At 64.1% G+C, this 18,796-nt stretch carries 12 protein-coding genes; 4 read left to right on the top strand and 8 right to left on the bottom strand.

Annotated features, from left to right (window positions below; translation table 11 throughout):
* Positions 1–130: 130 nt before the first annotated feature.
* Positions 131–1,390 carry a diaminopimelate decarboxylase gene (gene lysA / locus AC0MRV_RS05460; protein ID WP_472763426.1) on the bottom strand — a complete coding sequence of 420 codons (1,260 nt, stop codon included), beginning with the start codon at positions 1,388–1,390 and terminating at the stop codon, positions 131–133.
* 129 nt (positions 1,391–1,519) lie between these two features.
* On the opposite strand from lysA, the gene AC0MRV_RS05455 reads away from it, so the two are divergent.
* A complete protein-coding gene (locus tag AC0MRV_RS05455; RefSeq protein ID WP_472763425.1) occupies positions 1,520–2,473 on the top strand; it encodes a TlpA family protein disulfide reductase in 954 nt (317 codons plus the stop codon).
* A gap of 23 nt (positions 2,474–2,496) precedes the next feature.
* On the opposite strand, the gene AC0MRV_RS05450 is transcribed toward AC0MRV_RS05455, so the two are convergent.
* A complete protein-coding gene (locus tag AC0MRV_RS05450) occupies positions 2,497–4,479 on the bottom strand; it encodes a PAS domain-containing hybrid sensor histidine kinase/response regulator (RefSeq protein WP_472763424.1) in 1,983 nt (660 codons plus the stop codon).
* 182 nt (positions 4,480–4,661) lie between these two features.
* Here AC0MRV_RS05450 and AC0MRV_RS05445 point away from each other — a divergent pair, with 182 nt between their 5' ends.
* On the top strand, positions 4,662–5,195 hold the full coding sequence (locus AC0MRV_RS05445) for a chemotaxis protein CheX (RefSeq protein ID WP_472763423.1): 534 nt from the start codon (positions 4,662–4,664) through the stop codon (positions 5,193–5,195).
* 846 nt (positions 5,196–6,041) lie between these two features.
* Here AC0MRV_RS05445 and AC0MRV_RS05440 read toward each other — a convergent pair.
* Complete coding sequence (locus AC0MRV_RS05440; protein WP_472763422.1) at positions 6,042–6,704, bottom strand: YceH family protein; 663 nt, start codon at positions 6,702–6,704, stop codon at positions 6,042–6,044.
* 140 nt (positions 6,705–6,844) lie between these two features.
* Here AC0MRV_RS05440 and AC0MRV_RS05435 point away from each other — a divergent pair, with 140 nt between their 5' ends.
* Positions 6,845–8,176, top strand: coding sequence for an efflux RND transporter periplasmic adaptor subunit (locus AC0MRV_RS05435; RefSeq protein ID WP_472763421.1), 1,332 nt, complete (start codon positions 6,845–6,847; stop codon positions 8,174–8,176).
* A 157-nt stretch (positions 8,177–8,333) separates the two neighbouring features.
* Entirely contained in the window at positions 8,334–11,462 is a 3,129-nt protein-coding gene (locus tag AC0MRV_RS05430) for an efflux RND transporter permease subunit (protein WP_472763420.1), read from the top strand.
* 361 nt (positions 11,463–11,823) lie between these two features.
* Here AC0MRV_RS05430 and AC0MRV_RS05425 read toward each other — a convergent pair whose 3' ends face one another.
* From AC0MRV_RS05425 to AC0MRV_RS05405, 5 genes are all read right to left on the bottom strand, one after another.
* Positions 11,824–12,864: an aldo/keto reductase gene (locus AC0MRV_RS05425; protein WP_472763419.1), complete on the bottom strand. Its 1,041-nt coding sequence runs from the start codon at positions 12,862–12,864 to the stop codon at positions 11,824–11,826.
* Positions 12,865–12,950: 86 nt separating this feature from the next.
* Positions 12,951–13,925 (bottom strand): HNH endonuclease, encoded by a 975-nt coding sequence (locus AC0MRV_RS05420; RefSeq protein WP_472763418.1) that lies wholly within the window; start codon positions 13,923–13,925, stop codon positions 12,951–12,953.
* Between the two features lie 88 nt (positions 13,926–14,013).
* Positions 14,014–15,798, bottom strand: coding sequence for an oxygen-dependent tRNA uridine(34) hydroxylase TrhO (gene trhO / locus AC0MRV_RS05415; RefSeq protein ID WP_472763417.1), 1,785 nt, complete (start codon positions 15,796–15,798; stop codon positions 14,014–14,016).
* A gap of 211 nt (positions 15,799–16,009) precedes the next feature.
* On the bottom strand, positions 16,010–16,558 hold the full coding sequence (locus AC0MRV_RS05410; RefSeq protein ID WP_472763416.1) for a hypothetical protein: 549 nt from the start codon (positions 16,556–16,558) through the stop codon (positions 16,010–16,012).
* Between the two features lie 389 nt (positions 16,559–16,947).
* On the bottom strand, positions 16,948–18,777 hold the full coding sequence (locus AC0MRV_RS05405; RefSeq protein WP_472763415.1) for an ATP-binding cassette domain-containing protein: 1,830 nt from the start codon (positions 18,775–18,777) through the stop codon (positions 16,948–16,950).
* Positions 18,778–18,796: the final 19 nt, after the last annotated feature.

Below are 18,796 nucleotides of genomic sequence, written 5' to 3'. Positions count from 1 at the left end.
CCTTGCGCAGGCAGAGACCGCTCTGCGTTCAGCTTTCGTTCCTCGGCGCCGCGCGACAACGCTGCGCCGACCGCGCAGCGCCCGCCTCACTCACCCTTCGAAAATCCAGAATCGAAAATCGAAAATCCGCTCACCCCAGCCCCGGATACTCCAGCGTCGCGAAATGATCGGCCAGGGTCTCCGCCCGGCGGATCAACTTCCACTGGTCGCCGCCCTGCCACAGCACCTCGGCCGAACGCAGCTTCGCGTTGTAATTGAAGCCCATGGAGTGACCGTGCGCGCCGGTGTCGTGGATCACCACCAGGTCGCCGATCTCCGGGTCCGGAATCTCGCGGTCGATGGCAAACTTGTCGTTGTTCTCGCACAAGGAGCCGGTGACGTCGTAGACCTTCTTCGGCGCATCCTCGCGGCCTGGCACACTCACGTGGTGATAGGAGCCATACATGCCCGGGCGCATGAGGTTGGCCATGCAGGCGTCGAGGCCGACGTAGTTCTTGTAGATCGCCTTCTTGTGCAGCACGCGGCCCACCAGGTAACCATAGGGACCGGTGATCATGCGGCCGCATTCCATGGTGATCTTGATCGGACCCAAGCCCGCCGCGACAATCGAGGCTTCGTAGGCGGCACGAATGCCGGCGCCCACACGGGCGAGATCGACCGCCGTATCCTCGGGGCGATACGGGATGCCGATGCCGCCACCGAGATTAAGAAACTCAAAGCGGATCCCCAGCTCGCGGTGCAACTCGACCACGAGGTCGAAGAGCATCTGCGCGGTCTCCACGAAGTAGTCGGGGTTGAGCTCGTTGGACGCCACCATGGTGTGCAGTCCGAAGCGCTTCACCCCCTTGGCCTGCGCCATCCGGTAACCTTCGAAAAGTTGCTCGCGGGTGAAGCCATACTTGGCCTCCTCCGGCTTGCCGATGATGGCGTTGCCGGCCTTGAGCGGTCCCGGGTTGTAGCGGAAGCAAAGCAGCTCCGGCAGCTTCCCGCCCAGGGCCTTCTCCAGGAACTCGATGTGGGAAATGTCGTCGAGGTTGATGATCGCGCCCAGCTCGGCCGCCTTTTGGTATTCGTAGGCCGGCGTGTCGTTGGAGGTGAACACGATGTCTTCGCCCGTGATGCCGACGGCCTCACACAGGACCAACTCCCCAAACGACGAGCAGTCACCACCGAGCCCCTCCTCCTTCAGCGCCTGCATCACATGCGGATTCGGCAAAGCCTTCACCGCGAAGAAATTCTTAAAACCACCCGGCACCCACGAGAACGCTTCGTAAAGCGCCCGCGCGTTCGCCCGCATCGCGGCTTCGTCGTAGATGTGGAACGGCGTCGGCACCTGGGTGGCGATCGCTTCCAACTGGTCGCGGGTAAACGGGAGGCTCTTGTCAGTCATGGTTGCGCAAAAGGGAGAACGACCCAGCGCAGTCAGTCGCCAAGCCCTGTCAATGTCGGAACGCGTTTCCCATCTCGCGGTCCGTTAATCTTTCCACCGCCTTCGCGTCCATTTAGATTCACCACCTTTATGCTCAATCGACTCCCTTCCGCCCTCCGCATTGCCCTCGCCCTGTTGCCCGCCGCCTCCGTCCCACTGGTCGCCCAGGATGAAGCCAGCCCGGCCGTCGAGGCCTCCGTCACCTCTCCCGCCATCACCGAACTCGAAGCCATCACGGCCCGCGTCCAAGCCAAGGCCAAGGACGGCGCCCGGTCCGCCGAGGACTTCGAGCCCGAGCTGGCCGAACTCGACGCCCTTGTCACCAAGACCGCGGAAGATGGCGGCGAAGATGCCGCCCGCATCGCCATGACCCGCGCCCTGCTGCGCGCTCAGCTCGGCGCCGATTTGGAGGACGTGATTGATCTCCTCCACGACGTCACCGTCCGCTTCCCCGCATCCGAGGCCGCCGTCGTCGCCAAGCAAATGATCCAGCGCGCCGAGACCATGCTGGCGGCGCAGGCAGCAAGCGACAAACTCGTCGGTCAACCGGCGCCGGAACTCGACTTCACCTGGTCCACCCAAACCGGCCTCAAGCACCTCTCCGACCTGCGGGGCAAAGTCGTCGTGCTCGACTTTTGGGCCACCTGGTGCGGCCCCTGTATCCGCTCCTTCCCCCAGATGCGCGAACTCACCGCGCACTACGCCGACAGCCCGGTCGAGGTCGTGGGCGTCACCAGCCTGCAGGGCCGCGTCATGGGCCTGCAACCGACGCCCATCGACACCCGCGACGATCCCGCTCGGGAGCATGCCTTGATGGACGACTTCATCCTCGCCAAGGATATGACCTGGACCGTCGCCTTCAGCGAACAGGAGGTCTTCAACGAGGACTACGGCGTCACCGGCATCCCGCACATGGCCATCATCGCGCCCGACGGCACCGTGCGCCAGAGCGGCCTCCACCCGGCCATGCCGCACGCCGAAAAGACCGCCATGATCGACGCGATCCTCAAGGAGTTCGACCTGCCGGTGCCGGCCGCCGAGTAAGCCACGGCTCCGTTCGCCCCCCGTCAGTCGGTCGCCGCCGGATGCAGCGCCGCGTGCAGCTTGCGCGCGAGAACGCGCAGCTCGGGCGGTTTACCGATGAATTCGGACACGCCCAGACGGCGCATGTCGTCGCGGGACAGGTTGCCCGCATAGCCGGACATGAGGCACACCGGCAGATCCGGCCGCAGTTCGCGCACGTGGCGCACCAACTCCAAGCCGTTCCACCCCGGCATGGTCAGATCCGTCAGCAGTAGGTCGAACCGGGTCGGCTCAACCCGAAAAAGTGCCCATGCCGTCTCAGCCGATTTGCAGACCTCAACCCGATAGCCGATGCACTGCAAAAGTCGGCTCATCAACTCCCCTACGCCCGGCTCATCGTCCACCACCAGCACGCGCTCGCCGGTGCCTTGCGGCATCTGCCCTTCAAACAGGCCGCGACCGATGGTCGCGGTCCGCTGCACCGGCAGGTAAACCGCGAGCGTGGTGCCCTTGCCTTCGGTGCTCTCCACCGTCACGGCGCCATGATGGTCCGTCACAATGCCCTGCACCATCGCCAAGCCCAGGCCCGTGCCCTCGCCGATCGGCTTCGTGGTGAAGAAGGGCTCGAAGATCCGGTGCCGGATTTCCGGCGACATCCCGTGCCCCTCATCCCGCACCTTGATGACGGCGTAGTCTCCGGACTCGAGCAGACCGATGGCCGCCGCTTGTTCGGGAGCGATGGTGGCAAAACACAAATCCAGCCCGAGCACCCCACCCCGTTCCCGCATGGCGTGCGCCGCATTCGTGCCAAGGTTGAGGAACACCTGATGCAACTGACTGCTGTCGCCGGACACCGGACGCACCTCGTCGGGGACATCGAGTTCAACCCGAATCGAAGGCGGCGAGGAGGATTCAAGGAGCAACTTCACTTCCAACAGGAGCCCATCAAGCATGAGGTCGGTGTGTTCCTGCGCCTGTTGCCGGCTGAAGGTCAGGATCCGCCGCACCAAATCACGCGCCCGCAGACCGGAGCGCCGGATCGATTCCAAGCGGCCCTTGACTTCCGACTGCGGCGGAACCTCCCGCAGGCTGAGTTCACAATGGCCCAGCAGACTCGTGAGGATGTTGTTGAAATCGTGCGCGATACCACCGGCCAGGGTGCCCAACGCTTCCAGCTTCTGACTTTGCCGAAAGTGCCGCTCCAATTCGATGCGCTCCTTTTCGGCCCGCAGGCGATCCGTGATGTCCTCGACCGTGTTGAGGATACATTTGCGACCGTCGACCTCGACCAGCGCGGCCCAGCTGATCGCATCGACCCACATGCCGTCCTTGCGGCGAAAACGCCCCGGCTCATCGCGGATCTCGCCTTGCGCCAGAATGCGGGCGGCCCGTTCGTCGCGCTCCGCCTTGCCTTCGATAATCCCCAGACTGAGCGCCGTGCGACCCAGCACCTCGTCGCGTTTGAAACCCGTGATCCGTTCAAACGCCTCGTTCACTTCCAGGATCTCTCCGGTTCCCTGATCGGCCAGCAGCATGGCCGCCGGACTCAAACGAAATGACGTCGCATACTTGGCGTCCGACTCCCGCCGCGCCAATTCCGCCCGCCGCTCCTGGGTCACGTCGCGCATCGAGTAGAGGAACCACGCACAGCGCCCGTCCTCGTCCAGCAAGGGGGTGATGGTGCATTCACCGTAGAACACGCCGCCGGGCGTGGTCACGACTTCCTCGTAATCCACCCGACGCCCGGTGCGCAGAACCTCGAGATACCGCTCGCGAATCTGCTCCACCATCTCCGGCGCAAAGTTGAGCCGCACCATCACTTCGCCGAACGTGCGCCCCTCCAACTCCTCCCGAATCACCTCGTAGCCCGCCGCTCGCGCCACCTGCAGGTAGCTGTCGTTCACGCTCACGACCCTGAACAACTCCTCCGGATCGACCTTGCTGAGCACCATCATGTCGCGGGCACGATCAAAAACCATGCCGAGCAATTGCTCGCGCGTTTCGGCATCTGGAGTGGGTGTCGGCATGAAACTCGGCAAATCCCCGCCCACAACGCGGGTCGAAGTGCATGAAATTTCGCTAAAATCCCCCGGCCATGGCAACGGTGAAGCACGTTGAAGCAAATTGGCGACATTTCCAGCGCTGCCCCTCCTATTTCCAAAACCCACCCTAAACCCGGTGCTAATCCGGCCGATCATAAAGTGTTCTCATGTCCACCGCTGAATCGCCGCCCCAACCCACCTCGAGCATCTCCGAGGACATCGTTCGCAACGCCATTAACCGAGCGGTCGACAACGTCTGCAACACCATGCTGGACGAGGCCGTCGTGGAGATGGGTTCCTCGACGAAACCCATTCCCGCCGCCGACGGTAACGGGGCCTACGTGATCGGCAGTGTCGGTTTCGTGGGAGATGTGAACGGCATCGTCTACCTTTGCCTCGACGAGGACTTCGCCCTGTTTGCCACCGAAAAGGCCCTCGGGATGAATCGCGCCGAGGTGATGTTGGAAGGCTTCGATCTCATCAAGGACACCATCGGCGAGCTCACCAACATGACCGTGGGCAACTTCAAGAACGTGCTCTGCGACGCGGGCCACCCTTGCATGCTCACGCTGCCCACCATCATCCGGGCCCAAAAACTTTCCACCGGCTCCGCCTCCAAGGCCAACCGTATCGTCTACCGCTACGAATGTGCCGGCCACTTCCTCGCCGCCGACCTCCAGATCGAACGCGACGCCGGCTGACCAGCGGTTACGGGCCGCCTAAACGGGTGGGAATCGGAACGCTGATTCACGCTCATTTTCGCTGATCCGGATGAGCGGAGATCAGCGCATCTCAGCGTTCCCGCCTCGCCTGCCTCACGAGGCACCCGGCCTTACAACCCGTTCAAAGGCATCCGGGTATACCCGTGGCCCAAAAGTCCCTGCCTCCGGCATCTGTGCCCGTCTGTGGAATCTGTGGCCAAGAAACCGCCCTGCCCCTCAGCGTCTACGTCAGCATCCGCGCCCATCTGCGTCATCTGCGGTTCAACCCCGTTTCCCGCTCCACCGCAGCACCGCGTCCGGAGGTCGCGGTCCACCTTCAGACTCAACGGTGGACGCCGACGCCTGTCCCGCGAACGCGGCGGTCCCCGACAGCGTCACCGCCTAAACGGGTGGGAATCGGAGCGCTGATTCACGCTCATTTTCGCTGATCCGGATGAGCGGAGATCAGCGCATCTCAGCGTTCCCGCCTCGCCTACCTCACGAAGCCCCCGGCCTTACAACCCGTTCAAAGGCATCCGGGTATATCCGGGGCCCAAAAGTCCCTGCCTCACGGCATCTGTGCCCGTCTGTGGAATCTGTGGTTAAAAAAACGCCCTGCCCCTCAGCGTCTGCCTCAGCATCCGCGCCCATCTGCGTCATCTGCGGTTCAACCCCGTTTCCCACTCCACCGCCGCACCGCGTCCGGAGGTCGCGGTCCACCTTCAGACTCAAAGGTGGACGCCGAAGTCCCCGACGGCGTCACGTTGCCCCTCGGACCCCGTTCCCCGCTGTGCAGCTCCGTGCTTTCTGTGGTTCAGAAAACCTGCCCTTCGGTCCGCCTCAGCGCTACGCCCCCAGCTCGGCCTTCAGCGTCGCCAACTCGGTCCGCAGCGTCGCCACCTCCGCTTCCAAGGCCGCCAACCGCGCCTCGGCCTCCGGCGGTAAAGTGAGCGCCACCGCCACCTTCGTCGGCACCGTTTCCCCCACCCCCACGACGTCGCCGCCCTCCACGATCAGCGCGGCCCAGCGGCCTTCCTTCTGCCCCGCCTGCCGTTCGAGCTTGCGCACCAAGGCGCCCGACGGTCGTGCCGCCAGATCCGCCAGCACCGCATCCACTTCAGCCAGCTCCGGCATCGCCGCCAATCGCTCACAGTTGCCCCGTAGGCCGGCCGTGGTCTGCGGTCCGCGCAGGAGCAGTTCGCACATCACCGCCTGCGCCACCGGCTCGACCGGCCAGGCCTCGGCAAACTTGTGCCGGTATTTCACCGCCCGGGCGCCCGCCCCGGAAAACAGGGTCACGAGGTGTTTCTCGCGCAGGAGCTCGATCGCTGCGGTCACTTCCTCCTCGCCCACCTCCATCACCGGCGAGCGATTGCTCTTCTGGTTGCAAGCATTGACCAGCGAATTGAGCGACAAGGGGTAAACATCGGGCGTCGTCGCCTCCTTTTCCATCAGGCAGCCCAACACGCGGGCCTCCAGCGGGCTCAACCGCATTTCGTCACCGTTCATCGCTGTATCCCTGTCTTCCATACACTTAGCTCAACGCATCCGTCCCCCGACCGCAATCCCGGTCAACGTGCTACCAAACCTCGAACCGTTCGATGCCGCCCATAAGTTGCGCTTGGCCCGCACCGTGCAACCTTGCGACCGTGCTCTACTCGGCCTCCACCACCTCCCCGCGCCGCCGCGGCGCCCTCAGTGCCGGCGCCCGCCGCGCGATGCCCTTCGCGCTGCTCGCCGCCGCCTTGCTGCTGGGCGCCTGCTCCAAATCCGGCCCGACCGCGGCCGCTCCGGCGACCGTCGCCCCGCCCGTCGAAGCCGTGCAGGCCCGTCGCGGTTCGCTCCCGCTCGAGGAACGCCTCTCCGGCACCGTCCGGGCCGACAACCAGGTCGTGCTTTACCCCGAGGTCACCGGCCGCATCGATGAGGTGCTGGTCGACGACGGCGACGAAGTGCAGGTCGGCGACATCCTCGTCCGCATCAACGACGATCAGGTCCGCGAGCAGGTCCGCCAGTCCGAGGCCGGCCACCGCATCGCCGCCGCCCGCCTTCGCCAGGCCCGCGCCCGCTTCGCCGAAGCCGAGGCCCAGGCCCGTCGCTCCCGCGAACTCAACGAACGCGACCTCGTTTCCGATCTCGAATACGAAACCCTCGCCGCCCAACGCGACTCCGCCGCCGCCGATGTCGAACTCGCCGAGGCCGAACTCGAGCAGGCCTCCGCCAACCTCGCCGAACGCCGCGACCTGCTCGCCCGCACCCTCGTCCGTGCCCCGGTCGCCGGGGTCGTCGGCGCCCGCCGCGCCGAGATCGGCATGCAGGTCTCGCCTTCCTCCGCTCTCTTCACCATCGGCGACCTCTCCGCACTCCACGTGCGCGTCAACCTCACCGACGCCATGATCGGCTACATCGAGGTCGGCCAGCCCGCCGAACTCCTCATCCAGGACCTCACCGGCGAGACCGAGCCACTCGCCGGCACCGTCGCCCGCATTTCCCCCTTCCTCAACGAGATCACCCGCTCGACCGAGGCCGAGATCCGCATCGAGAAACCCAACGGTCATCTGCGCCCCGGCATGTTCCTCCCGGTCGACATCCTCTACGGCCAAAGCCGCCAGGCCACGCTCGTGCCGACCAGCGCGCTCTTCACCGATCCCAACACCGGCCGCGAAGGTGTCTTCGTCCTCGGCGTCGAAACGCTCGACTCCGGCGCCATCGCCGCCCGCCCCGATTCCCTCTCCGAACCGCTCCCGGTCAACTTCCGCAACATCGAGGTCCTCGCCCGCGGTGCCAACGAAGTCGCCATCGGCAACCTCAACCCGACCGATTGGGTCGTCTCCCTCGGTCAGGATCTGCTCGCTTCCAACGGCCGCTCCGTAGCCCGCGTGCGCCCGGTCACCTGGGACCACATCCGCGAGCTGCAGAGCCTCAATCGCGAGGATCTCCTCAAGGAAGTCCTCGAAGCCACCGCCCGCCAGGACTCCTGAGCGAAGCTCAATCTTTCTCTTCCTTCTTTATCTTTATCTTTCTCCCCGCCGACCGAAACGCGACCGCGAGCGCCATTCGCCCCGTGGGGATAAAGAGAAGGAAGAAAGATAAAGAGAAAGAGCCCGAACCCATCTCCGCTCCCTTTCGTTTGCTCCGATGCCCTTAACCGACACCTCCGTCAAACGCCCCGTCGCCACCGCGATGGTCTTCCTGATCATCATCACCCTCGGCGTTTCCGGCCTCCGCCACCTCCCCATCGATCTGCTCCCGCCGATCGAGTTCCCCTCCCTCACCGTCGCCGTCGATTACCCGAACGTCGGCCCCGAGGAGATCGAGGAGATCATCACCCGTCAGGTGGAAAACGCCGTCGCCGGCGTGCCCGGCATCGAGCGGGTCCGCTCCCGCTCCTCGGAGGGCGAGTCCCGCGTCACTCTCGACTTCGTGCGCGGCACCAACCTCGACGAAGCCGCCAACGATCTGCGCGCCGCGATGGAGCCCATCCGCGACGATCTCCCGCCCGAGATCGAGCCGCCGCGAGTCTGGAAATTCGACCCCAACAACGTGCCCGTCATCATGGTCGGGGCGTCCTCGCCGACCTGGGACCTGCAGGAGCTCACCCTCATCCTCGAGCGCGAGATTTCCAAACGCTTTGAGCAGCTCCCCGGCGTCGGTCGCGTCGACGTCTGGGGCGGCGTCCACCGCCAGGTGCGCATCGACCTCAAACGCGACCGCCTCAACGCCTCGCAACTTTCCTCCTCCGATGTCCGCACCGCCCTCACTTCGGGCAACATCAACCTGCCCGGCGGCAACGTCGTCTCCGGCGTGCAGCAGCTCTACGTCCGCACCCTCGGCGAATACACCGACCTCGACCAGATTCGGAACACCGTCATCACCCGCATCGACGGCAAGGCCATCCGCGTCGGCGACGTCGCCGAGGTGAGCTTCGGTTACGAGGACCTCAACCGCCTCGTCCAGATCGACGGCCGCCCCATGCTCCGCTTCGCCATCCGCAAGCAGACCGGCGCCAACACCGTCGCCGTCTCCGAAGCCGTGCGCGCCGAGGTCGAGCGCATCAACGCCGAGCGACCCGACCTGCGCATGCTCATCGCCTCCGACCAGGCCACCTTCATCCAGAGCTCCATCTCCAACGTCGCCAACTCCGCCGGCTGGGGCGCCCTCTTCGCCGTCGCCGTGCTCTACGCCTTCCTCCGCAAGGGCTCCTCCACCTTCATCATCGCGGCCGCCATTCCCATCTCGATCATCGCCACCTTCGGCCTGCTTTACTTCAACGGCCTCACGCTCAACCAAATGAGTTTCGGCGGACTCGCCCTCGGCATCGGCATGGTCGTCGACAACGCCGTGGTCGTGCTGGAGAACATCACCCGCCAGCGCGAGGAGGGCAACGACCGCCGCCAGGCCGCGCTCATCGGCACCAAGGAGGTGGCCGGCGCCATTGTCGCCTCCACCCTCACCACCACCGTCATCTTCCTGCCGGTCGTGTTCATGCAGACCGTCTCCGGCGTTATCTTCCAACAGCTCGCCCTGGTCGTCGTCTTCGCCCTCATCTGCTCGCTGCTCGTGGCGCTCACCCTCGTGCCCATGCTCGCCAGCAAGCTCCTCGACCGCTGGCCGCGAAAAAAACCTTCAACGGCAACTTCCACCTCCAACTCGCCGGCCCAAGCCGGCGGTAAGTTCGCCGCCCTCGAAAAGCGCTACGCCAACGCCCTCGATTGGGCCCTCCATCACCAGCGCCGTGTGCTCCTCGGTTCCGTGGCCCTCGTCATCGCCGCCGCCGCCGCCTTCCCCCTCATCCCGGTCGAACTCGCCCCGCAAACCGAGGCCGACGAGATCGATGTCGATATCCGCATGGCCGACGGCACCAACATCGCCGTCCTCAACCGCTACCTCACCGACCTCGAGAAAATCGTCGCCGCGCAGGTGCCCGACGACGCCATCGAACACCTCACCACCGAGATCCGTGACGGCCGCGCCGAGGTCGAGATCGCCATGTCCCACGACAGCTCCATCTCCACCATGGAGCTCGCCGACCGGCTTCGCGCCGTCACCGACGGCCGCATCCCCGGCGCCGACATCCGCGTCAGCGCGCAGAACGGTCTCTGGATCCTCCGCATGGTCTTCGGCAACGGCGGGGGCAACGAGGACGTTTCCATCCAGCTCCGCGGCCACGACCTCGAACTCGCCCAGCAGGTCGGCCGCCAGATCCAACACGCCATCGAGGGCCTGCCCGGCATCGAGGGTGTGCGCGTTGGCCGCCGCGAGGGCCGCCCCGAACAGAACCTCATTTTCAACCGCGAGAAAATCGCCGAGCTCGGCCTCAATATCCGCGACGTCGCCTCCACCCTCCAGACCAACGTCGGCGGCAGCCGCGCCGGCGCGTATCGCATCGGTGGAGACGAGTTCCCCATCGTCGTGCGCCTCCGCCCCGAGGACCGCCAGAGCACGCAGTCGCTCGACAACATCCCGATCCGCCTGCCCTCCGGCGAAACCATCCCGCTCTCCGCCGTGGTCGACAAGGAAGCCAGCCGCGGCCCGCCCCAGATCGACCGTGTTGACGGCCAGCGCATCACCTACATCACCGCCAACCTCGCCAAAGGCACCGCCCTCGGCGACGCGGTGGAGATGATCCGCGCCCGCATGGGCGACGTCGCCATCCCGCCGGGGCTGTCCGTCTATTTTGGTGGCGCCTACGAGGAACAGGCCAAGTCCGCCGCAGACTTCCGCATGTCGCTGCTCATTGCCCTGCTGCTCATCTACATGGTCATGGCCGCGCAGTTTGAGCGCTTCCTCGATCCGCTCGTGGTGCTTTGCGCCGTGCCGCTCGCCATCATCGGCGTCGTGCCGACCCTCCTGCTCACCGGCACCACCATCAACATGCAGAGCCTCATGGGCCTCGTCATGCTCACCGGTATCGTGGTCAACAACGCTATCGTGCTCGTCGACTACATCAACCTGCTGCGCCGCGAGGAAAACCTCTCCATGGCCGAGGCGGTGAAGAAGGCCGGTTCCCGTCGCCTGCGGCCCATCCTCATGACGACGCTCACGACCGTGCTCGGCCTGCTCCCGCTCGCCATCGGCATCGGCTCTGGCGCCGAGATCCAGGCCGCCCTCGCCCGCACCGTGCTCGGCGGCCTCGTGGCCTCCACCTTGGTGACGCTCCTCTTCATCCCCGTCCTCTACACCGGCGCCCACAACCTCCTGGCGCGCATCCGCAGCCGCGAAAAATCCTCCGCCCCCAACGCCCTCCCCGCCGCCCAACGCGGGTGAGTATTATTTACAGGAGGAAACGGAGCGGAACAGAACCGTCAGCCTGACGTTTTTACAGAAGGAAACGAAGAGCACGAAGCCGAACCGACGTGGCTTGGAACGCTGATAGCCGCTAATCTTCGCTGATCAGGATGAGCGGATATCAGCGAAGATCAGCGTTCCCACCTAAGGCTGACGGCATCTGTGACAATCTGTGAAATTGCTTCGGCACATCGTCTCTCAGATGTCGCTGCGCTCGGTAGTGGTCAAAAAAACCATCAGGCTGACGGCTCCGTTCTCCTCCCTTGTCTCCGTGTAAACCCACGTTGCTCCAAGGGCTTCGTTCGCTTCGTTACCTTCTGTAAGAACAAACCCGTCCGCCTCAGTCCTGACACGGGAACGGGTTCCGCTCGGCGAAACCGTCCTGATGCCAATACGGGTAGGTCTTGGTCTTCGCGCCCGCCGCCGACAGCTTTGCCATCTGCGCGTCGCTGAGTTCCCAGTTCACCACGTCGAGGTTTTCGCGCAGCTGCTTTTCGGTCCGCGCGCCGAAGATCACCGTCGACACGCTCGGCCGCTGCACCACCCAGCGCAGCGCGATCTGGCCGATCGTTTTGCCCGTCTCCGCCGCCACCTCGTCGAGCACGTCGACGACGTCGTAAACAAAGTTATCCGGCACCGGCGGCGAAACGCGCTTGGTCCAGTCGCTGTGCAGGCGGCTCACGTCCGGCAGCGGCTGACCGCGTCGCATGGCCCCGCCCAGCCGGCCCATGGCGAGCGGACTCCACGCCACCAAGCCGACGCCCTGATCGAGCGCCAACGGCATCAACTCCCACTCATACTCACGGCCCACCAGCGAGTAGTAAGCCTGGTGCGCCACGTAACGGGACAGTCCCAGCCGGTCGCTCACCGCGAGCGACTTCATCAAGTGCCAGCCGGAGAAGTTGGAGCAACCGATGTAACGGATTTTACCGGCCTTCACCAAGTCATCGAGCGTGCCCAGCGTTTCCTCGACCGGCGTCAGCGCGTCGAAGGCATGCAGCTCGTAGAGATCGATGTAGTCGGTGCCCAAGCGCTTGAGGCTGCCCTCGACCGCCTTGGTGATCGCGGCGCGCGAGTGGCCGACATCATTGGGCCCCTCGCCAAACCGAAACGTGCCCTTGGTGGAGATGAGCAACTGATCGCGCCGCCCCTTGATCGCCTCGCCCAACACGGTCTCGGCCGTGCCCCCGCCATACACATTGGCGGAGTCGAAAAAGTTCATGCCGTGCTCGAGACAGATATCGATGAAGCGAGCCGCCTCCTTCGCATCGGTATCGCCCCACCCCAGATTGATCTCAGACGGCCCAAACGTGCACGTCCCCATGCACAACACCGGCACCTTAAACCCCGACCGACCCAATTGACGAAATTCCATAGCCATAGCGAATGAGGGTTAACCACGAATGGACACGAATAAACACGAATGCTTTGGAGCCCGTTGACCAGACTGCCACCCGATGCGTCCGACTATTTCAATGGCTTAAGTAGGATCGCAGTTCGGTGGTAGTCGAGGAAGTGCTTCTGGTCGGAGTTAAAACGTCCAACGTTGGGCATTGCATCGATATCAACCCCCATCTTCACCATCGAATCTGCATCGGCCCTTGGAGAAACAATTAAGTCACCGGAGTCTTCGAATGAGATGAAGCCGCGGTCGAACAAATGATCGATACTCGGAGTCAGCATGAGCCCATTCCCAGCACACAGACGCTCCGAATCATCAGACTCCCGCCATGGCTTAATATGGCTGGCAATCAAGTGATCCGGATTCTGCACACGCGTCACTCGACAATGGCGTTCAAACGTAAGGACAGCCTTGCGAAACTTTCCTTGTCCGCGACGCGATTGGACCAAGTCCTCTCGCATAGTCTGGGGGAGGTCACCGTCTTCAATCACCCGCTGTTGCCTGTCCTCCCAATCGACAATCACAGGAATACCCTCGTCTTCGCTAGGGCCGTCCTCGGCCACCAGTTGTCCGCTCAACGCGGGGACAATTTCGGGAGCCCCTAGTTCCAAGATGAACATCGCGAGAGGTTCCGGCACCTCTGCGAAGTAAGCACCCTGATTGCCGAAACCGTCGGCTTTGATTGGCGAGTATTTTAGCGGCAGGAGTTGCGCTAGCTTTGCCTGATAATCCGCGGTCCGAATCGGGGTTCTAAATCGGCGAAAATCCACATCTGCTCGCCATCCTCGTTCGTCCCAAGCATCGCCAACTTTGCCAAACTCATTAGGACGTGGGCACGAGTAGCAAGGCCGTCTCGCAAACCCAAAGCCTTGCACCGCAGCAAACGCATAGGAAAACACCAAGTCGCCACTTCGAACTGCCCTAAGTGTCTCGTAGAAGTGATTTACACTGCCGTTTGTCTTGAGCTTAGGGCACCAAACATACTTCCCATCGAACTCCTGACGGAACGTTTGTTTATGGTTCACCCACCAGTAGCGCATGAATAGGAAGCGCCTACCGCCTCATATAAACCTAGGCAAGCATCCTAAGGCTGACGGCTCCGTTTCCCTTCGTTTCCTTCTGTAGAACCTACTTTGCCCAGTCGGGGGCGTGGTCTTCGTAGCTCACGCGTTGACCCGTCGTTGGGTGGGTGAACTCGAGCCATTGGCAATGCAGGCACAGCGGCGGGGCGTCGACCGGCAGGGTTTGCGTGGCTCCGGTCTCAATCGCTTCGCGGCCGTAAACCGGGTCGCCGACGATGGGGTGGCCGAGGCTTTGCAGGTGCAGGCGGATCTGGTTGGTGCGACCGGTGAGCGGGCGCGCTTCGAGCAGGGTCGTGTCATCACTTTCCCGATACGCCACCACGGAAAACAAAGTGCGCGCATCGCGACCGTTTTCGCCAACCGTGCGGTTGCCGGCCGGGCCGACGTCGTCGCCAATCGGCAACTTGCACAGCTGGGTATCCCAATCCGGTTTGCCGTGCACCCGGGCGAGGTAAACTTTCTCCACTTCGCCGCGAGCGAACTGGGGTTGCAGGCGGCTCGCGTGTTGCCGCGTGCGGGCACAGACGACGAGTCCGCTGGTGTTGGCGTCGAGCCGGTGCGCCGGGCGCAGCCGATACGGCGCGTAGGCTTGCTCCAGCAGGTATTGCAGGGTGTTGCGGTTGTAGCGCCCCGCCGGGTGCATCGGCAGCGGCGCAGGTTTGCTCAGCACCACGATGGCGTCGTCCTCGTGCAACAGCCGGATCGCCGCGTTCACCGGCGGTTCGATCGTGGCCGGCTGCAATCGCGCAAAGAACTCCCCCGCCCGCACCGTGCGATCCAGCGCCACCGGACTACCCTGCCCGTCCACCAGGCGTTGCTCGGCGACGAGGGCCGCCCAATGGCTCGACGGCAGATGTGGAAACGCCGCCGCCAACGCTTCGCCGAGGGTCGACCGATCGAAGTCACCCGGCACGTTGAAGGGACGCTGATTGTCGTAGGGCACGCTGCCCGGCAGCGGATCAGCCAAGGCGCTCAACGCCGCCTGACGTTGCGCGAGACGCTCGGCCACCCGGGCCTCCGGCGGCACGTAACAATGCGGACAGCTGTGCGGCGGTTGAAAATGCGGGTGCGCCTGCTCGGCCGCCGAGAGCGGGGTCTGGCAATTGAAGCACTGCGTCGAATCCGTCTCCGCCAGCGCCGGGTCCACGCCGACGCGCTGATCGAACACGAAGCACTCGCCATCGTAGTGGTCGGCGCCGACTTCCTCGAAGTATTTCAAGATGCCGCCATCGAGTTGGTAGATGTGCTGGTAACCTTCGCGTTCCATGAACGGTCCCGCCTTCTCGCAGCGGATGCCGCCCGTGCAGAACATCACCACCGGCTGGTCCTTCAGCTCCGCGGGCAACTTGGCGACGGCCGCCGGGAAATCGCGGAAGTGATCGATGCCCGCCGGGATCGCTCCCGCAAAGGTGCCGAGCTTCACTTCGTAGTCGTTGCGCGTGTCGAGCAGTGTCACCGGTCGACCTTCGTCGAGCCAACGCTTGAGCTCCGCCGCTTTGAGCTTGGGCGACGTGCGCGCCGCCGGATCGATGCCCTCCACCCCGAACGCGATGATCTCCTTTTTGATCCGCACGAGCATGCGGTTGAAGGGTTGGTGTTCACTCTCGCTGTATTTCGGCGCCAGGTCTTCAAGGCCTGGCACAGACCGAATCTCGTCCACGAGCGCATCAACGTCCGCGCGCGGTCCCGCGATGAACAGATTGATCCCCTCCGTCGCCAACAGGATGGTGCCTTTCAAACCGCGCGCCTTCGCGAACCCGAGCAAACGCTCGCGCAGCGCCTTCAGGCCATCGAGCCGGGCAAACTTGTAGCAGGAAATGTTGGCGAACATGGAGCGGTGATCTCACACGAGAAACCGGAACCACTCCAACGCTGTTTTTTAACCACCAATGGACACGAATACACACGAATGGCGATTCACCTATCAGTTCATCGTCCCAGCACGCCTGCCATTGCGGTGCGTAGCCGGTAGGCGAAGCCGTTGGTGTCCATTCGTGGTTTAAAAACCTCCCGGCCTCTCCGCCGTCCCACCGCGCGTCCGCCTAGCGCATTTTGCCGTCGGCGCCGGAAGCGTCGCGGGTCGGCAGTTCCAGGGTGCGACCGGTGACCAAACAGGCGCCGAGGGGCACAAAGGCGGTCGCGATGAGCGGGATCGTCCAGACGAGACTGGGGTCGAGCACAAAACTGAAGAAGCCCACGCCCACGCTGCAGCCGACAAAGAATCCGGCGAAGTGACGAAAGCCGAACAGTCCCACCAAACCACCCACCAGCCCGACGCCGGCGACCGACCACGGCGCCAGTGCGGCAATCACGCCGATCAAAAAACCGATCGGCGCCAACATCACGCCGGCCTCGCGGGAGGTGTAGAGTTGCACCGCCATGCTCACCAACAACAGCCCGAACAACAGCGCGAAGTCGGGCAGCATCGCCTGGGTCCAGTATTGGTATTCCAAGCTCAGCGAGGCTTTCACCAACCAGACTCCACCGAAGGCGCGCAAGGGGTCGAGCCACAGCGCCGGCACCCACCACCAGCGACGATACCGGCGCGCGCTGTCGAGCGAATGAAAACTCTCCAAGGTGCGCAATTGCACTCGGGTCGAAAGAAGCGCGTTCGCCGGGATCAACAGCAACAACACTCCCGGTAGGAAGAAACTCCAGAGAACGGTCAAGAGGGTCAGCGTCGGCCCCCCGCCCCCACTTGTCGAAGCCCATCGCCAATTACTTTGTAAACCACCGCCCGCGTCGACGCGCTGATCTTTTAACCACTACCGAGCGAAGCGAAATCTGCGGTTTTATCCCAGTTGGACGTGTTCCGAGCTCTCCTTGAAATCTGTGGTCGAACCATCCCTCCCTCAGGGCCTTGGTTTTCTTTGCTACCTTCTGTGAATACCGGCCTTGGAGTGGCTCTGTTGACCTCTGTTTCCTCCTGTAAAACCCAGCAGGCTGACGGCTTTGTTCCCTTCGTTGCCTTCTGTAAGAACTACCCCGCTTCGCTCGCCGTTTTGATCGCTTCGAGTTCTTCCCAGCGGGCGAAGACGTCGAGCGTCTCCGCTTCGATCGCATCGAGCCGCGCCTTGATCGCCGGCACCTCCGCGGCCTTGTCCGCGTAAAACGCCGGGTCGGCCAGCTTGCCGGTCAACTCGGCCTGCTCCGCTTCCAGCGCCTCGATCTTCGCTGGCAAGGCCTCCAGCTCCGCCTTCTCCTTGCCGTTCAGCTTCCGCGGTTTGGCCACCTTGGCCTTCACCGGCTTTCCCTTGGCCGGATTCGCTGGTGCCGGGGTCGTCGACCCCGGTCCCGCATTCCGCGCGCGATCCGCCGCGTAGTCGCTGTAGCCGCCGACGTATTCGCGCCACCTGCCATCGCCCTCCGCCACCAGCGTCGAGGTCACGACGTTGTCCAGGAAGTCACGATCATGACTCACCACCAGCAGCGTGCCGCCGAAATCGACCAGCAGACTTTCGAGCAATTCCAAGGTCTCTGCATCGAGGTCATTGGTCGGCTCGTCGAGCACCAGCACGTTGGCCGGTTTGGTGAACAGCCGGGCGAGCAAGAGCCGGTTGCGCTCCCCTCCGCTCAGCACCCGCGCGGGCGTGCGGGCGCGATCGGGCTCGAACAGGAAGTCCTCCAAGTAGGAGATCACGTGCTTGCGCTTGCCGTCGACCGTCACGTGGTCGTTCCCCTCCGCCACATTCTCCATCACGGTCTTGTTGCCGTCGATCTGCGCGCGCAGCTGGTCGAGATACACCACCTCCAGGCGCGTGCCAAACTTCAGCTCCCCCGCCGTCGGTTTGAGCTCACCCAGCAACAGCTTCACCAGCGTCGTCTTCCCCGCACCGTTGGCGCCCAGGATACCGATCTTGTCGCCGCGGTTGATCAGCAGCTCCAACCCGCGCACCGGCGTCACGTCACCAGGCCCTGGATACGCAAACTCCACGCCGATGGCCTCAACCACCCGCTGACCGCTGCGGTCCGCCTCGCTCACCCGCATGGTCGCGCTGCCCTGCAGCTCGCGCCGGGCCCTGCGCTCCGAGCGCAGTTCCTTCAGCCGCGCCACGCGCCCCTGATCACGGGTGCGCCGGGCCTTGATGCCACGGCGGATCCAGGCCTCTTCCTGCGCCAGCAACTTGTCCTGCTGCGCCCACTCGCGCTCCTGCACCTCGAGCCGCGCCTCGCGCCGCTCGAGAAAGGTGTCATAGGGGCAGTCCCAGTTGGTCAGGATCCCGCGGTCCAGCTCCACAATGCGGGTGGCGAGTTTCTTCAGGAACGCGCGGTCGTGGCTCACAAAGAACAAAGCCAGTCCGCTCTCCAAGAGGAAGGACTCGAGCCACTCGATGCTGGCGATGTCGAGGTGGTTGGTCGGCTCATCGAGCAGCAGCAGGTCCGGCGCGCTCGCCAAGGCCTGCGCCAGCAGCACGCGGCGTTTGAGTCCGCCGGACAACGATTCAAAGTCGGCCGTCGGCGTGAGCGACATGCGCTCCATCACGTTTTCGATCCGCACCTCCTGCTCCCACTCCTCCTCGTGGTCGTGCAGCGGCACGAGACCCGCGGCGACCACGTCGTGCACCGTGCCCTGCACATCCGCCGGGCTGTCCTGCGGCAGCCGGGCGATGCGCGTGCCTGGCGCTCGCACGATGGAGCCCCGATCCGGCAACATGTCGCGGGCCAGCAGCTTCATGAAGGTCGATTTGCCACTGCCGTTGCGCCCCACCAAACAGACCCGCTCGCCCGCATCGACCTGCAGATTGACTGCATCGAGCACGGGCGGCCCGCCAAAGGCATGGGAGAGGTCGTTGATGGTCAGCAGCGGCATGGATTGAAAAACAGAGCCC

The organism is Actomonas spartinae (assembly GCF_051209155.1).
GTDB lineage: Bacteria > Verrucomicrobiota > Verrucomicrobiia > Opitutales > Opitutaceae > Actomonas.
This window is presented reverse-complemented; position numbering and strand designations above follow the sequence as displayed.

Coding starts and splice junctions, on each gene's coding strand:
- AC0MRV_RS05430 (WP_472763420.1), top strand. CDS start 8,334: ATGCCCTTAACCGACACCTCCGTCAAACGCCCCGTCGCCACCGCGATG.
- AC0MRV_RS05440 (WP_472763422.1), bottom strand. CDS start 6,704: ATGAACGGTGACGAAATGCGGTTGAGCCCGCTGGAGGCCCGCGTGTTG.
- lysA (WP_472763426.1), bottom strand. CDS start 1,390: ATGACTGACAAGAGCCTCCCGTTTACCCGCGACCAGTTGGAAGCGATC.
- AC0MRV_RS05405 (WP_472763415.1), bottom strand. CDS start 18,777: ATGCCGCTGCTGACCATCAACGACCTCTCCCATGCCTTTGGCGGGCCG.
- AC0MRV_RS05450 (WP_472763424.1), bottom strand. CDS start 4,479: ATGCCGACACCCACTCCAGATGCCGAAACGCGCGAGCAATTGCTCGGC.
- AC0MRV_RS05455 (WP_472763425.1), top strand. CDS start 1,520: ATGCTCAATCGACTCCCTTCCGCCCTCCGCATTGCCCTCGCCCTGTTG.
- AC0MRV_RS05445 (WP_472763423.1), top strand. CDS start 4,662: ATGTCCACCGCTGAATCGCCGCCCCAACCCACCTCGAGCATCTCCGAG.
- AC0MRV_RS05425 (WP_472763419.1), bottom strand. CDS start 12,864: ATGGCTATGGAATTTCGTCAATTGGGTCGGTCGGGGTTTAAGGTGCCG.
- trhO (WP_472763417.1), bottom strand. CDS start 15,798: ATGTTCGCCAACATTTCCTGCTACAAGTTTGCCCGGCTCGATGGCCTG.
- AC0MRV_RS05420 (WP_472763418.1), bottom strand. CDS start 13,925: ATGCGCTACTGGTGGGTGAACCATAAACAAACGTTCCGTCAGGAGTTC.